Source organism: Curtobacterium sp. Arg-1 (assembly GCF_025643395.1).
In the GTDB taxonomy this organism is placed as follows: Bacteria; Actinomycetota; Actinomycetes; order Actinomycetales; family Microbacteriaceae; genus Curtobacterium; species Curtobacterium poinsettiae.
The window spans coordinates 1014066-1029266 of sequence record NZ_CP095731.1 but is presented as its reverse complement, the minus strand read 5'-3'; the positions used below and the strand labels follow the sequence as shown (position 1 = coordinate 1029266).

12 protein-coding genes and 1 riboswitch are annotated in these 15201 nt (G+C 70.5%); of the genes, 7 read left to right on the top strand and 5 right to left on the bottom strand.

The annotated features are described in order from the left end of the window. Nucleotide 1 precedes the first annotated feature (1 nt). Together MXD64_RS04930 and MXD64_RS04925 are read right to left on the bottom strand one after the other, a co-directional pair. On the bottom strand, nt 2–640 hold the full coding sequence (locus MXD64_RS04930) for an ECF transporter S component (RefSeq protein WP_159557649.1): 639 nt from the start codon (nt 638–640) through the stop codon (nt 2–4). After that, nucleotides 635–746, bottom strand: a riboswitch (TPP riboswitch). Its footprint overlaps the gene before it by 6 nt. An 82-nt stretch (nt 747–828) precedes the next feature. Further along, nucleotides 829–1149 carry a hypothetical protein gene (locus MXD64_RS04925; protein ID WP_027464636.1) on the bottom strand — a complete coding sequence of 107 codons (321 nt, stop codon included), beginning with the start codon at nt 1147–1149 and terminating at the stop codon, nt 829–831. A gap of 128 nt (nt 1150–1277) precedes the next feature. Here MXD64_RS04925 and glgX point away from each other — a divergent pair, with 128 nt between their 5' ends. The 3 genes from glgX to treZ are packed head-to-tail and all read left to right on the top strand — an operon-like array spanning nt 1278 to nt 7755. Further along, entirely contained in the window at nt 1278–3509 is a 2232-nt protein-coding gene (gene glgX, locus MXD64_RS04920; protein WP_263137199.1) for a glycogen debranching protein GlgX, read from the top strand. Next, nucleotides 3506–6004 carry a malto-oligosyltrehalose synthase gene (gene treY / locus MXD64_RS04915; protein ID WP_263137198.1) on the top strand — a complete coding sequence of 833 codons (2499 nt, stop codon included), beginning with the start codon at nt 3506–3508 and terminating at the stop codon, nt 6002–6004. The genes glgX and treY overlap by 4 nt, the downstream gene beginning before the upstream one ends. Next, nucleotides 6001–7755 (top strand): malto-oligosyltrehalose trehalohydrolase, encoded by a 1755-nt coding sequence (treZ, locus tag MXD64_RS04910; protein WP_263137197.1) that lies wholly within the window; start codon nt 6001–6003, stop codon nt 7753–7755. The genes treY and treZ overlap by 4 nt, the downstream gene beginning before the upstream one ends. Nucleotides 7756–7910: 155 nt before the next feature. Here the strand turns inward: treZ and MXD64_RS04905 are convergent, their stop codons facing one another. Next, entirely contained in the window at nt 7911–8705 is a 795-nt protein-coding gene (locus MXD64_RS04905) for a polyprenol monophosphomannose synthase (protein WP_042538294.1), read from the bottom strand. Nucleotides 8706–8888: 183 nt separating this feature from the next. Continuing rightward, nucleotides 8889–9893: an aldo/keto reductase family protein gene (locus MXD64_RS04900; RefSeq protein ID WP_056073081.1), complete on the bottom strand. Its 1005-nt coding sequence runs from the start codon at nt 9891–9893 to the stop codon at nt 8889–8891. 519 nt (nt 9894–10412) lie between these two features. Between MXD64_RS04900 and MXD64_RS04895 the strand changes: the two genes are divergently transcribed. The 4 genes from MXD64_RS04895 (at nt 10413) to MXD64_RS04880 (ending at nt 14079) form a co-directional block, all read left to right on the top strand. Continuing rightward, nucleotides 10413–11345: a hypothetical protein gene (locus MXD64_RS04895; RefSeq protein WP_071251204.1), complete on the top strand. Its 933-nt coding sequence runs from the start codon at nt 10413–10415 to the stop codon at nt 11343–11345. Between the two features lie 109 nt (nt 11346–11454). Further along, nucleotides 11455–12015 (top strand): YceI family protein, encoded by a 561-nt coding sequence (locus tag MXD64_RS04890; protein ID WP_017886977.1) that lies wholly within the window; start codon nt 11455–11457, stop codon nt 12013–12015. Between the two features lie 469 nt (nt 12016–12484). Further along, nucleotides 12485–13051 (top strand): TIGR03086 family metal-binding protein, encoded by a 567-nt coding sequence (locus tag MXD64_RS04885; RefSeq protein ID WP_056073071.1) that lies wholly within the window; start codon nt 12485–12487, stop codon nt 13049–13051. Further along, entirely contained in the window at nt 13048–14079 is a 1032-nt protein-coding gene (locus MXD64_RS04880; protein ID WP_082509801.1) for an aldo/keto reductase, read from the top strand. The genes MXD64_RS04885 and MXD64_RS04880 overlap by 4 nt, the downstream gene beginning before the upstream one ends. A gap of 188 nt (nt 14080–14267) precedes the next feature. Here MXD64_RS04880 and MXD64_RS04875 read toward each other — a convergent pair whose 3' ends face one another. After that, entirely contained in the window at nt 14268–15179 is a 912-nt protein-coding gene (locus MXD64_RS04875) for an oxygenase MpaB family protein (protein ID WP_017886980.1), read from the bottom strand. Between the last annotated feature and the right edge of the window lie 22 nt (nt 15180–15201).

Here is a 15201-nt window from a genome sequence, read left to right as displayed (position 1 = left end):
GTCACACCAGGGCGCGGGGTTCGCGACGGCTGTGCTCACGGCCGGCGGCGAAGGACGACAGCACCCCCGTGCGGGCGAGTGCCCGCACGATCAGCCAGGAGCCCGCTCCCGCGATCACGGCACCGGAGACGACGGCACAGATCACGTAGACGACCTTGAAGGCGACGTCGAGTCCCGGGTACCAGAGGACGGTGTCGTTGATGCCGAGCGCGAGCCCGGCAGCGGCACCGGCGAGGACGACGACCGGCAGGCGGTAGACGCGGTACAGGAACAGCGCGAGGACGATCTCGGCGCCGAGGCCCTGGACCAGCCCGGCCTCGAGGGTGAGCCATCCCCATTGCGTGCCGAACAACGCCTCGACCGACGCGGCCACCATCTCGCCGTAGAGCGCGGCGCCGGGCTTCCGGACGACGATCGCGACGATCGGGCCGGCGAGCAGCCAGACCCCGCCGAACAGGGCCTTCGTGCCGGGGAGCACGAGGTCCATGACGGCGCTGATGGGTTCGTAGCCGAACTCCCAGACCCGGAAGACGACTCCGAGTGCCACCGCGAGCACACTCGCGACGACGATGTCGACGACCCGCCAGCGCAGCGATCGCCGCGGAGCGGTGGTGACGGTTGTTGACGTGCCTGAAGGCATGCTGCTGACTCCTCCCTGCGCCGGCATGATCCGGATCAGGTTCGACGGTCGGAGCGCCGATCGCTCCCTCTCAGCCCGGCGGTCCCGGACTCCCGTGTGTGTGCCAGCAGTCTAGACGCGGTCGCGACCGCGTGAAGGACTGGAGGCCCGTGGCGGCGTCGCCACGGGCCTCCCGTTGCGTCAGGTGGTCACTTCTTGAGCGCGCGCACCAGCTTGCGCAGGACACGCCCGGCCACCCACACGAAGGGGATGCCCACGACGATCAGTGAGATCGGGTTCGGCTCGAACACCAGGTCCTTGCCCGGGCGACGGACGTAGGCGCCGACGGGGGCCGACAGGCCGCCGCCACCGCCGCCACCGTTCTCGTCGTCCCCGCCGCCACCGAAGCCGAACCAGCTGACGGACACGGGGATGAGGGTCTGGTCGCCGACCTCGACGGGTTCTCCGTAGTTCGTGGAGACCCCGAGCGGGCGGACCTGGTCTGCGATCTTCGAGACGATGTTGGCCATGCGCGCGACGCTACTCGTCCGTTCCTCAACAGGCCGCGGGGCGCCTCACGCATCCACAGCTGGGGCTTGTCTGCGGACGCGGACGAGTGCCGCCGATATGTTGGCCGCACCCACACCTGGAGGACCGTTTGCACACCTGGCCCGGAAACCCGTACCCGCTCGGGGCGACCTACGACGGGAGCGGCACGAACTTCGCGCTGTTCTCCGAGGTCGCCGAGCGCGTCGAACTCTGTCTGTTCGATTCCGACGGCAACGAAGAATGCGTCCGCCTGCTCGAGGTGGACGCCTACGTCTGGCACGCGTACCTCCCCAACATCGGCCCCGGGCAGGAGTACGGCTTCCGCGTGCACGGCCCGTACGACCCGGACTCCGGCGCGCGCTGCAACCCGTCGAAGCTCCTGCTCGACCCGTACGCCAAGGCGACCAGCGGCGAGATCGACTGGGACCAGTCGCTCTTCTCGTACACGTTCGGCGACCCGGACTCGACCAACGACGAGGACTCCGCGTCGCACATGATGAAGGGCGTCGTGATCAACCCCTTCTTCGACTGGCAGGGGGACCGTCCGCCACGCACGCCGTACGGCGAGACCGTCATCTACGAAGCACACGTCAGGGGCCTCACCGAGACCCACCCGGACGTGCCGGAAGAGCAGCGCGGCACCTACGCCGGCGTCGCCCACCCTGCGGTGATCGAGCACCTGCAGCGCCTCGGCATCACCACGCTCGAGCTCATGCCGGTGCACCAGTTCGTGAACGACTCCACCCTGCAGGACAAGGGGCTGTCGAACTACTGGGGCTACAACACGATCGGTTTCTTCGCGCCGCACTCGGCGTACTCGTCGTCGGGCGACCAGGGCCAGCAGGTCCAGGAGTTCAAGACGATGGTGCGCGAGCTGCACCGCGCCGGCATCGAGGTCGTCCTCGACGTCGTCTACAACCACACCGCCGAGGGCAACCACCTCGGCCCGACGCTGTCGTTCCGCGGCATCGACAACGCGGCCTACTACCGCCTGGTCGACGACGACAAGAAGTTCTACATGGACTACACGGGCACGGGGAACTCGCTCAACGTCGGGCACCCGCACTCGCTGCAGCTCATCCTCGACTCGCTCCGCTACTGGGTGACCGAGATGCACGTCGACGGGTTCCGCTTCGACCTGGCGTCGGCGCTGGCGCGTGAGTTCTACGAGGTCGACCGCCTGTCGGCCTTCTTCGAACTGGTCCAGCAGGACCCGATCGTGTCGCAGGTCAAGCTCATCGCCGAGCCGTGGGACGTCGGCCCCGGTGGCTACCAGGTCGGCAACTTCCCGCCCCAGTGGTCCGAGTGGAACGGCAAGTACCGCGACACCGTCCGTGACTTCTGGCGCGGTGAGTCGTCGACGCTCGGCGAGTTCGCGTCCCGGATCTCGGGCTCGGCCGACCTGTACGAGCACGACGGTCGCACGCCCAAGGCGAGCATCAACTTCATCACCGCACACGACGGCTTCACGCTGTACGACCTGGTGGCCTACAACGAGAAGCACAACGAGGCCAACGGCGAGGACAACAACGACGGCGAGAGCCACAACCGGTCGTGGAACTCCGGCGCCGAGGGCCCGACCGACGACGAGGCCGTGAACGCCCTGCGGCTGCAGCGCCGCCGGAACTTCCTGGCGACCCTGCTCCTGAGCCAGGGTGTGCCGATGCTCGCGCACGGCGACGAACTCGGTCGGTCGCAGTCGGGCAACAACAACGTCTACGCGCAGGACTCCGAGCTCAGCTGGATCGACTGGGACAGCGCGGACGAAGACCTCATCCAGTTCACCGCCGACGTGGTGAAGCTGCGGCACGACCACCCGACGTTCCGCCGGACCCGGTACTTCAACGGCCGTCCGGTCCGTCGTGGCGAGGGCGAGCCGCTGCCCGACGTGGTGTGGCTGACCCCCTCGGGCGACGCGATGGACCCCGAGGACTGGGACTCCGGCTTCGGCAAGAGCGTCGGCATGTACCTGAACGGCGAGGGCATCCGCGGCCGCGATGCCCGCGGTGAGCGCGTCACCGACGTCGGCTTCATCACGTACTTCAACGCCCACGACGACGTCGTGACCTTCACGCTGCCGCCCGAGGAGTACTCCCCCGGCTGGACCGTCCGGATCGACACCGCGGACCCCGGCGCCCGTGACGAGGTGCTCGACGCGGGCACCCCGCTCGACGTCCCCGCACGGTCGATGATCGTGCTCCGCGCCGAGCCCGACCACGAGGTCACGAGCACCCCGGTCGACGCCGAACAGGACGGTGCCACCGAACCGGCAGCACCGCAGGACGCCGTCACCCCGGTCAACCCGGCCGGGTCCACCGCACCGAGCGGAACCGCCCGATGACCGCCGGAACGCCCGGCGCCGCGAACCGCGTGCCCGCGTCGACGTACCGCCTGCAGGTCTCCGCCGACTTCGACCTCGACGCCGCGCGGGACCTGGTCGGCTACGTGCACGACCTCGGCGCCGACTGGCTGTACCTGTCGCCCGTGCTGCAGGCCGAGTCCGGGTCGAACCACGGCTACGACGTGGTCGACCACACCCGCGTCGACACCGACCGCGGTGGCGACCAGGCAATGCGGGCGCTGGCCGAGGCCGCGCACGCCGTCGGCCTCGGGGTCATCGTCGACGTGGTGCCGAACCACGTCGGTGTCGCGACCCCCGAGTCGAACCCGTGGTGGTGGTCCCTGCTCGAACTCGGCCAGGGCTCGCCCGTGGCCTGGGCGTTCGACGTGGACTGGGAAGCCGGCGACGGCAAGCTCCGGGTCCCCGTGCTGGACGACCGGCTGCTCGACGCGATCACGCTGGACACGTCCGACGCCGAGCGTCCGGTGCTCCGCGTCGGCGAGACCGCCTACCCCACGGCGCCGGGCACGGTGCACGACGGCGACACCGTCGAGACCGTCCACGAACGCCAGCACTACGCGTTCGTGCACTGGAAGCGTGCCGACCACGACTTGAACTACCGCCGGTTCTTCGCGGTGAACACCCTCGCGGCGATCCGCGTGGAGGAGCCCGAGGTCTTCGCGGCGTCGCACGCGGTCATCGGCGGCTGGTTCCGCGACGGGCTCGTCGACGGCCTGCGCATCGACCACCCGGACGGGCTGTACGACCCGGCGGGCTACCTGCAGGACCTGGCGGAGCTGACCGGCGGGGCCTACACCCTCGTCGAGAAGATCCTCGAGCCCGGCGAGCAGCTGCCGAGCTCGTGGCCGGTCGACGGCACCACCGGGTACGACGCCCTCGGGGTGCTCGACCGCGTGTTCGTCGACCCGGCGGGCGAACAGTCCCTGACCGCGGCGTCGGGCGCCGAACCGACCGACTGGCAGCGACTCACGCACGACACCCGACGGGGCATCGCGGACGGCATCCTCGGCAGCGAGGTCGAGCGGCTCGCTCGTCTGCTCGCACCGAGTGCCGTCACGGAGACGATCACGCACGAGCGGATCGTCGACGCGGTCGCCGAGGTCGTTGCCTCGTTCGACGTGTACCGCACGTACCTGCCCGAGGGCGCCCACCACCTGATCACCGCGCTCGAGCGCGCCGCCGCGGCCCGCCCGGACCTCGACGACGTCATCGACCGGATCGCACCGGCCCTCGTCGACCCGACGAACGCCGCGGCCCTCCGACTGCAGCAGACCAGCGGCATGGTGATGGCGAAGGGCGTCGAGGACACCGCGTTCTACCGCACCTCGCGCCTGTCGTCCCTGAGCGAGGTCGGCGGCGACCCGAGCGTCTTCGCGGTCTCCGTGGCGGACTTCCACCAGGCACAGCGCGAACGGCTGGGCAGCTGGCCGCACACCATGACGACGCTCACCACGCACGACACGAAGCGCAGCGAGGACACCCGCGCCCGCATCGCCGTGCTGGCCGAGCTCGGCGACGAGTGGGCCGCCACGCTCGAACGGCTGCAGTCGCTCGTGCCGCTGCGGGACCGCGTGTTCGCCGACCTGCTCTGGCAGGCGATCGTCGGCGCGCGGCCCGCCAGCCGCGAACGTCTGCACGCCTACGCCGAGAAGGCCTCCCGCGAAGCCGGGGACAGCACCACGTGGACCGAGCCCGACGAGGCGTTCGAGCAGCAGATGCACGCGATCGTCGACGCCGCGTTCGACAACCCGGACGTGGTCGCCGTGCTCGATGCCCTCGACGAGCAGATCGACGCTGCCGGGTGGTCGAACGGTCTCGCCCAGAAGCTCGTCCAGCTCACCGCCCCCGGCGTCCCCGACGTCTACCAGGGCACCGAGTTCTGGGACCGCTCGCTGGTCGACCCCGACAACCGACGCCCGGTCGACTACGCCGAGCGGCGTCACGTGCTCGCGGAGCTCGACGGCCCCGACGACGACGGCCCCGAGGACCTGCCGGCCATCGGCATCGACGGAGCCGCGAAGCTCCTGGTCACGACCCGCGCACTGCGCATCCGACGGGACCACCCGGAGCTGTTCACCCGGTACCTGGAGCTCGAGGCCACCGGCAGCGCGGCCGACCACGTCATCGCGTTCGACCGCGGCGGCGCCGTGACGATCGCAACGCGCCTGCCGATCGGCCTCGACCGCGTCGGCGGCTGGGGCGACACCCTGGTGCACGCCGTCCCGGTCGAGCGCATCGACCTGCTCACCGGCCGACACGTCCCCGCTGACCGCGGGATCGCGCTGGCCGACCTGCTCACCACCTACCCGGTCGCGCTGCTCGTGCCCGCCGACGCGGTCGGTGCAGCCGGCCACGCCGACGCGGTGACCGCCGTGTCCGACGCGAGCGGTGCCTCCCGGCCCGCCGCCGGCACGACGGACGCCACCGAGTCCGACGCGCAGGCCGAGATCGACATCCTGGAGGGTCACGCATGACCGCACCCGACCGTTACGCCGTCTGGGCGCCCGAGCCGGAGCGGGTCCGGCTCGTCGTCGACGACGTCGAGTACCCGCTCACCAAGGGCACCGACGACTGGTGGTCCACCGACGCCGTGATGCCGGTGGTCGGCGCCCGGTACGGGTTCCGCATCGGCGACGACGACGCGGTCCGACCGGACCCCCGGAGCCGGTACCAGCCCGAGGGCGTGCACGGCCCGTCCGAGGTCGTCGACCCCGCTCGGTTCGCGTGGACCGACGAGTCGTGGACCGGACGCCCGGCCCGCGGCGCCGTGATCTACGAGATGCACATCGGCACCTACACGCCCGAGGGCACGCTCGACGCCGCTGCCCAGAAGCTGGACCACCTGGTCGAGCTCGGGGTCGAGTTCGTCGAGCTGCTCCCCGTCAACGCGGTGAACGGCGAGTGGAACTGGGGCTACGACGGGGTCGGCTGGTTCTCCGTGCACGCGCCGTACGGCGGCCCGGACGCCTACGACCGGTTCGTCGACACGGCGCACGCGCTGGGGCTCGGCGTCATCCAGGACGTCGTCTACAACCACCTCGGCCCGAGCGGGAACTACCTGCCGCTGTACGGCCCCTACCTGCTCGCCGGGCTCGGCAACACCTGGGGCGACTCGGTGAACGTCGAGCACCCCGAGGTCCGTCGGTACGTCCTCGACAACGTGCGCATGTGGTTCCGCGACCACCACGTCGACGGGCTCCGGCTCGACGCCGTGCACGCGATCCGCGACACCACCCGCCCGCACGTGCTGGCGTCGATGGCCGACGAGACCGACGCCTACTCGTCGTTCATCGGTCGTCCGCTGTCGCTCATCGCGGAGTCCGACCTCAACGACCCGGTGATGTTCCGGCCGCGCGAGGCCGCCGGGTACGGCCTCGCCGGACAGTGGTCCGACGACTTCCACCACGCCGTGCACGTGGCGCTCACCCGTGAGACGAACGGCTACTACGCCGACTTCGCTCCGCTCTCGGCGCTGGCGAAGGTACTCCAGGACGGCTTCTTCCACGACGGCATCTGGTCGTCGTTCCGCGGCAAGCGGCACGGCCGACCGATCGACCGCGGGACCTCCCCCGCGACGGCCCTGGTCGTCGCGAACCAGAACCACGACCAGATCGGCAACCGGGCGGCCGGCGACCGGCTGGCTGCGACCCTCGACGACGAGGGGCTCGTGATCGCCGCAGCCCTGACGCTCCTCGGGCCGTTCACACCGATGCTGTTCATGGGCGAGGAGTTCGCGGCCTCGACACCGTGGCAGTTCTTCACCTCACACCCGGAGCCCGAGCTCGGCAAGGCCACCGCCGAGGGGCGCATCGCCGAGTTCGCCGAGCACGGCTGGGACGAGTCCGCCGTGCCGGACCCGCAGGACCCGACGACGTTCACGAACTCGAAGCTCGACTGGGCCGACGTCAGCTCGGAGCGCGGTGCGGCGATCCTGCGCGCGTACCGGGTGCTGATCGCCCTGCGTCGCACCGACCAGGCGTTCGTCGACCACCGGTACGAGGCGAACGCCGTCCGCTTCAGCGAGGACCATCGCTGGCTCGTGCTCACACGCGGACTGCTCGGCCCCGACGTCACGCCGGTGCACGTCGTCGTGAACTTCGCCGATGACGCTGCCGAGGTCCCCGTGCCCGATGCCGTGGGCGAGGAGCTCTACGGCTTCGGGGCGACCGAGGTCGATGCCGGCGTCGTCCGGTTCCGCGGCCGAGGCGTGGTCGTGCTGCGGTAGACGCGCGTCCGCGTGCTGCGCTTGACGCGCATCCGCGTGCTGCGCTTGACGCGCATCCGCGTGCTGCGCGAGCCGCAGTCCCGCACACGCGAACGGCGACGAACCCCTTGGTTTCGTCGCCGTTCGTGCGTTGGTGTGTTCGTGTGTTCGTGGCCTCAGGCCGCGTGGTCAGCCACCGCGTGCGCGTTCTTCCGCACGGAGGGCAGCTTGCGGTGGTCCTTGACCAGGGAGCGGGTCTCACGGATGCGACGGTCGATGCCCCACTTCGTCACGAGCGCGAGGCTCTCGCGGACGATGTTGCCGCTCATCTTCGAGACACCGAACTCCCGCTCGGTGAACGTGATCGGGGTCTCCACGACCCGCAGGCCTGCCTCGAGGGCGCGCCAACAGAGGTCCACCTGGAAGCAGTACCCCTTCGACGCGACGCCGGCGAGGTCGATCCGCTCGAACGCCTTCGAGGTGAACACCCGGAAGCCGCCGGTGGCGTCGCGCACCGCGATGCCGAGTGCGAGGCGGGTGTACAGGTTGCCGCCGCGGGACAGCAGGAGCCGGTACCAGGGCCAGTTCTCGACCTTGCCGCCCTTGACCCAGCGGGAGCCGAGCACCAGGTCGTTGGAGTCCGCGAGCTCGAGCATCCACGGCAGGTACTCGGGGTGGTGGGAGCCGTCGGCGTCCATCTCGACGAGCTTGGCGTAGCCGTGTTCCAGGCCCCACGCGAAGCCGGACAGGTACGCCCCGCCCAGGCCGTCCTTGACGGTGCGGTGCAGCACGTGCACACGGTCGGTCTCGGTCGCGATGGCGTCCGCGATGTCGCCGGTGCCGTCGGGTGAGTTGTCGTCGACGACGAGCACGTGCACCGTGTCGTCCGTCGCGGCCAGCGTGCGTTCGACGATGGGCCGGACGTTCTCGGCTTCGTCGTAGGTCGGGATGATGACCAGGGTCTCGCTCATGGTGCTCCTCGTGCTCCACCCGAATGTACCGAACGGCGGCTGCGGTCCTCCGAAGAGCGCGCTGCGAACCTGATCAGCGAGACCGGTCCTCGTCTGGGTGACGGCGGGGTGCACCCGCACCGGGACGGACGGGAGGCCCGGTGCCAGCTGGCACCGGGCCTCCCGTCCGTCGGTCGGTCGCGTCTACGCGGGGCGCGACGACGGGGACACGTTCTTGGACGCGTCGCGCTCCGGGATGTCGCCGAGTGCCTCGTCGATCGCCGCGAGGGCGTCCGCGTCGAGCTTGACGCCGGCGGCCTTGACGTTGTCGGTGACCTGCTGCGGACGCGAGGCGCCGACGATCGCCGAGGCGACGTTCTCGTTCTGCAGGGTCCACGCGATCGCGAGCTGCGCGAGCGTGAGGCCGGCCTGGTCCGCGACGGGCTGCAGGCGCTGCACGGCTTCGAGGACCTCGTCGCGCATGAACCGCTTGATCATGTCGGCGCCGCCCTTCTCGTCCGTGGCACGCGAGCCCTCGGGCAGGGGCTGACCGGGCTTGTACTTGCCGGTCAGGACGCCCTGCGCGATGGGCGACCAGACGATCTGCGACAGGCCGAGCTGCTTCGAGGCCGGGACGACCTCGCCCTCGATGACCCGCCACAGCATCGAGTACTGCGGCTGGTTCGAGATGAGCTGGAAGCCGAGCTCCTTGGCGAGTGCGGCGCCGGCGCGGATCTGCTCGGCGGTCCACTCGCTGACGCCGATGTAGAGCGCCTTGCCCTGACGGACGACGTCGGCGAAGGCCTGCATCGTCTCCTCGAGGGGGGTCTCGTAGTCGTAGCGGTGCGCCTGGTAGAGGTCGACGTAGTCGGTCTGCAGCCGCTCGAGCGAGCCGTCGATCGACTCCATGATGTGCTTGCGGCTGAGGCCGACGTCGTTGTGCCCCTTCGGGCCCGTCGGCCAGTAGACCTTCGTGAAGACCTCGAGGGACTGGCGCCGCTCGCCCTTGAGCGCCTCGCCGAGGACGGTCTCGGCGGCGGTGTTGGCGTACGTGTCCGCAGTGTCGAACGTGGTGATGCCGGCGTCGAGCGCTGCCCGAACGCACTGGGTGGCGACGTCGTTCTCGACCTGCGAGCCGTGCGTCAGCCAGTTGCCGTAGGTGATCTCGGAGATCTTGAGTCCGGAGTTGCCCAGGTACCTGAATTCCATGGTCCCGACGCTACTGGAGTGAGCGCGCACGTGAGGGGTCCCGCGAGTGCCTGTCGGGCGCGGGTGGGGCGGGGGTGCGGGTGCGGGTGCGGCGCGGCGGCGCGGCCGGGCGGCGCGGCCGGGGCGGGGGTGCGGGTGCGGGTGCGGCCGAGCGGAGGGGCCTGGTGGCGCGGCCGGGCGGTGGGATCGGCGAGCAGGATCGGCGAGCGGGCGAAATGCCCAGGTGTCCTCGACGACGCACCGGGACATCTCGCCCGCTCGCCGTGAGAGCGCTTCGGGCGATCCCTCGGGAGCCAGTTCCCGAACCGTCCAACGGCCCCGCCGACGAGCCCCGCGAACCCCGCGAGCCCCGCGAACCCCGCGAACGGGCGAAACACCGGCGTGCGACGGCGGGATGCGCCCGGTGTTTCGCCCGTTCGACGGTGTCGCCATCCCTCCACAACCGCACGAGCGCGGTCACGATCCACAATGGAGGCGCTACTCCCGTCCGCACCGTCAGCTCGCGGCCACGATGTGGAGATGACCGCCAGACGCCGGCTCCCGATGGCACTCCGTGACGCTTCCTTCCGGGTGCGGGACGCGCTGCACCGCGGGGTCTCGCGTGGTCGCCTCGACGCACGCGACCTCGTCCGACCGTTCCACGGCATCCGGTCCGCGTTCCCCCCGGAATCCGTGGACGAACGTGCTCGGGCACTCGCTCCTCGACTCCGCCCCGATCAGGTGTTCAGTCACGTCACCGCCGCAGCGGTCATCGGCGTCCCCCTCCCCCGTCGCCTCGAACGTGATCAGCGGTTGCACGTCACGACGATCGGCACCGACCAAGCGCTCCGGGTTCGTGGCACGGTCGGCCATCGAGCGCGGTACGGGTCGGTCCGGGCGACGATCGCCCGAGGTGTGCCGCTCACCACACCTGCCGACACCTTCGTCGCGCTCGGCTCGATGTTGACGCTCGACGAACTCATCGTCGCCGGGGACGCGCTCGTCGGGTGGCTCGGCTGGGCAACGCTCGACGAACTCGCTCTGGCTGTCCGTCGGCGACGTGGCATCCGCGGGATCGTGAAGCTCCGCCTCGCGCTCGAAGAGATCCGGCAGGGTTCTCGGTCGCCGGGAGAGACCAGGACACGACTGGCGCTGCTCCGCCGCGGACTCCCGGAACCCGCGCTCAACCACGATGTCGTCGTCGACGGGGAGTGGATCGCGTGCGTGGATCTCGCGTACCCCGAGGCCAGGGTGGCGATCGAGTACGAGAGCGATCTGCACCGCACCGATCCAGCCAGCTTCCGCAAGGACCTCACGCGCGGTGAGCACCTCAAGGACGTCGATTGGTGGCTCGTCAGGGTGACGGCGGACGACCTTGCGCACGGAGTCGAGCGCTTCGTCAACCGCATCCGTCGGCTGCTCGACGTCGGTGCCCGAGGAGCCCACGACACGCGGTTTGCGACACTTGGGTGAACAATGGTTGACGCTTCAACCAAAACGGTGCACACTGTCGTAGTATCAACTCGATGCAGGCGCATGGAACGCGTCGCACCGCAGACTCTCGTTCGGAAGAAGGACCACCATGACGCTCACCGCTGACACCGTTCCCGGCTACCAGACCGGCACCTGGAAGATCGACCCGACCCACTCGGAGGTCACCTTCTCGGTCCGCCACCTCGCCATCAGCAAGGTCAAGGGCAAGTTCGAGACGTTCGACGCCACCGTCGTCACCGCCGAGAACCCGCTCGAGTCGACCGTCGAGGCCAGCATCGACGTCGCGTCGATCAACACCGGTCAGGAGCAGCGCGACCAGCACCTCAAGACGAGCGACTTCTTCCTCACCGAGGAGCACCCGCAGCTCACCTTCCGTTCCACGAGCATCGAGGCGAAGGGCGACGACCTGCACATCTCGGGCGACCTGACCCTGCGCGGCGTCACCAAGCCCGTCGTCCTCAAGGCTGAGCTCGGCGGATTCACCACCGACGGTTACGGACAGGTCAAGTTCGGCGCCGAGGCGACCACCAAGATCGACCGCACCGAGTTCGGTGTGAACTGGAACGCGGCGCTCGAGGCCGGTGGATTCACGCTCGGCAACGACGTCACGATCAACCTCGACGTCCAGTTCGTCCTCCAGGCGGCCTGAGCCTCCTCGTACTCGTCGCCCCACTGAGGGCACCGAACGGCACCACCCGAACCCGAGACGAACGCCCCGACTCCCGACGGAGTCGGGGCGTTCGTCGTTCCCGCGCTTCTTTGCCGACCACGAGCGGGCGAAATGCCCGGACCATCACCCTCATGAGCTTGGCATCTCGCCCGCTCGTCGGCCTGTGCACCCATGCCACGCCGCGCCACCAACGAGCGGGCGAAACACCCTGCCGATCCCCGTGGCGCTCCTGGTATTTCGCCCGCTCGCGGGACCGCGAGCGGGAGCGGGACGAGCGGGAGCGGGACCGGCGGGGGCACGCGCCGCGGCCGCGAGCCCGCGTACCGTGGGGCGCGCAGGGGCCGCCGGGGAATCCGCACGCCGAACCCCGAGTTGCACGAAAGGCACCACGAGCACCACGAGCACCACCACCACCCGCACCGCCCGCACGACGAACAGGAGCACCACCATGGCCACCGACTGGATCGCGATGCAGGCCCTCGCGGCAGCCGAGTTCGGCCGCCGCGTCGCCGCCGTCACCGACTGGGACGCCCCCACCCCCGACTCCGAGTGGTCCACCCGCGACCTCGTCGCCCACGTCGTCGACGAGCAACGGTGGATCCCGAAGCTCCTGACCGGGTGCGACTACGCCCAGGCGCAGGCCGACCTCGAACCCATCGGCGATGACCTGGTCGCCGAGTGGCACCGGTTCGCCACCGCAGCCACCGACGCCTGGCGGAACGCCCCGCAGGACACCCCCGTGCACCTCAGCACCGACGTCGTGCCCGCCGCGCAGTACCTGACCGAGCAGACGAGCGACATCACGATCCACACGTGGGACCTCGCCCGGGCGACCGGCACCGAGGAGTCCCTGCCCGACGAGCTCGTCCGTGCCGTGTGGGAGTACTTCGAGCCGCAGATCGAGGACCTGGCGGCGACCGGCCTCTACGCGCCTCCGGTCGACGTCACCGAGGACACCCCGCTGCAGGTGCGCCTGCTGGCGGTCACAGGCCGCGATGCCAGAGTGTCGGCATGACCACCGACACGAGCGGCACCACCACGGAGACGAGCAGCATGACCACCGACACGAAGCGCCTCGGCAACTCGGGGCTCGAGATCAGCAGCGTCGTCCTCGGCATGATGTCGTACGGCGACCCGGACCGGGGCTCGCACGCCTGGAGCGTCGGCATCGACGAGGCCCGCCCGTTCGTCCGTCGCGCGTTCGAGGCCGGCATCACGACCTTCGACACCGCGAACGTGTACTCCGACGGCAGCAGCGAGGAGATCACCGGCACGCTCCTGGCCGAGCTGGCTCCGCGCGAGGACGTCCAGGTCTTCACGAAGGTCTTCAACCGGATGCGCCCTGGTCGGAACGGCGCCGGACTGTCCCGCGCGGCGATCATGCACGAGATCGACGCGTCCCTGACCCGCCTGGGTACGGACTACGTCGACCTGTACCAGATCCACCGCTTCGACCCGGTGACGCCGGTCGAGGAGACGATGGAGGCCCTGCACGACGTCGTCAAGGCCGGCAAGGCGCGCTACATCGGCGCGAGCAGCATGTGGGCGTGGCAGTTCGCCGAGATGCAGCACACCGCCGAACGCCACGGATGGACGAAGTTCGTCAGCATGCAGGACCAGTACAACCTGCTCGAGCGCGAGGAGGAGCGCGAGATGCTCCCCTTCTGCGAGCACACCGGCGTCGGCGTGATCCCGTGGAGCCCCCTGGCCCGCGGCCGCGTCACGCGCCCATGGGACGCCTCCGGGTCGGGTTCGCGCGCGCAGACCGACGAGTTCGGCAAGACCCTCTACAAGCAGGACGAGGACGCCAACCGCGCGATCGTCGACACGGTCGAGGCCGTCGCCGCCGAGCGCGGCGTCCCGATGGCGCAGGTCGCCCTGGCCTGGGTCGCCGGCAAGCCCGCGGTCTCCGCGCCGATCGTCGGCGCGACGAAGGAGCACCACATCGACGACGCGGTGGCCGCAGCGTCGCTGACGCTCACCGACGACGAGGTCACGCGACTCGAGTCCGCGTACACGCCCCGGGTGCCGTCGGGTTTCTGACGCACCACCAGACGGACGGGAGGCGCGGATCGGCCTGGCCCCGTTCCTCCCGTCCGTCCGTCGTCACCCCCACGGCCCGCGACACGCCGTCGTGTCGGTACCACGCCTGCGTCCTCGCGCAACGCCGCCGGACAGGGCGGCGTCTCGACAAGACGACGGCGTCCTGCGCGGGCGATCCCTGGAAGCGGCTACGCGCCGCGCTCGAGTCGTGCGATGCGCACGAGCGCTGCGCGCTCCGTGCCGGTCTGGTTGCCGAGCACGCCCCCGATGCCGTCGAGCACCAGGCCGGCCGTGCGGCTGACGGGCAGCTCGACAGGACCGATCATCGGGGCCCGCAGGCCGAGCATCGAGCGGTGGCGGGGGTCCAGCGTCGACACGGCGCCCTGGAACAGGGCCTGGTAGCCGGGCCGAAGCATCAGCGCGAGCGGTGGGTTCCGGATGAACTTGACGACGTCACGGGTGCGGGCCGTCACCGCCAGTTCGCCACGGTCGAGGTACCCGTTCATCTGGGCGCGGAGCTCCGCCTCGGATTCCGGCGGGTCCTCGACGCGCATGAGCCGGCCGGCGGTCGCCCACTCGCGCACGTAGGCGTCGGCTCCTCCCGGGATCGGATCGCCCCACCGCTGCGCGGCGCGGAGGAACGCGTCCGTGAAGGCCAGGTGGACCCAGCGCGCCATGAGCGGGTCGTTGGCGGAGTAGTCCCGCGTGGTGCCGTGTCCGTCGACGTACTCGCCGCGGACCCGCTCGTGCAGGCGCAGCACCCACTCGCTGGCCCCGCGGGCGGTGGCGGTGTCACCGTGCGAGACGGTGAAGATCCAGCGGATGGTGCCGGCGAGGCGGCCGAACGGGTCCTCGCGGTAGCGGGAGTGGTCGGCCACGCCGGCGAGGACCCCGGGGTGGAGGGCCTGGACGAGCAGCGCCCGGACCCCGGCGACGATCGTCTGCTTGCCGCCGTGCACGGACCACGTCGCGGAGCCCGGGCCGAAGAACCCGGCGTCGGTGCCCTGCTCGAGCTCGTCGATCCACTCCGGCTTGCTCGTCGCGCCCCCGGTGAACGTGTCGTTGAGGCGGGACCGGAGGGCGTCGGAGACGGAGGGCATGGCGTCATCGTCCGTCCGCCCC